The organism is Xanthobacter sp. BG11Y11_SDJG (genome assembly GCF_057364445.1).
In genome coordinates, this window is record NZ_JBNFNU010000850.1 from 1 (window position 1) to 659 (window position 659).

The 659-nt window shown below is 72.1% G+C and carries 1 protein-coding gene; it reads right to left on the minus strand.

Annotated elements, in window-relative coordinates:
* Positions 1-40: 40 nt before the first annotated feature.
* Positions 41-659, minus strand: a 619-nt coding sequence (locus tag AC2W7M_RS26930; protein ID WP_486136291.1) for a fumarylacetoacetate hydrolase family protein, incomplete at its 5' end; no start/stop codon positions are given.

Consider the following 659-nt stretch of genomic DNA (forward strand, 5'->3'; position numbering starts at 1 on the left):
GCGCATGCCGGCGACGCCGGCCGGAACGTGCCGGTGGCGATCACGTCGCCCCGGCGCGAGCGCATGGTCCTGCGACAGGCGCGCGACCAGGTCGGCCACGTCGAACACGAGGTTTGGAGGACACGCCCTCCTGAAGGCGAACGCCGTCCACCTCCAGGCTCAGAGCGAGGCGATGGGGATCGCCGATCTCGTCGGCGGTGGCGAGGAACGGGCCGAGCGGGCCGAAGGTGGGCAGGTTCTTGCCGCGGGTGAAGCCGCCGTCGCGCTTGATCATCTCGCTGGCGCTGATGTCGTTGAACACCGCATAGGCGCACACATGGTCCAAAGCCGCGTCCCGGCTCACCTTGTGGGCGGAGCGGCCGATGACCGCGGCGATCTCCACCTCGTAGGTGCAGCCGCCGATGTCGGGCGGCAGCAGGATCGGCGCGCCGGGGCCGACCACGGTGGAGGGCTGCTTCATGAACAGCACCGGCGCGGCCGGCGGCGCCATGCCGCGCTCGTCCAGCGCGTCGCGATAGTTGAAGGCGAGGGCGAAAATGCGCGCGGGCACGAACGGGGCGAGAAGCTCCACCTCGGCGAGCGGGAGCAGCGCCTCGGGCGCAAGGCCGTGCCGGGCGATGGCGGCGGCGGCCTCCGCAAGGCCAGCCTCGACCAGCCTG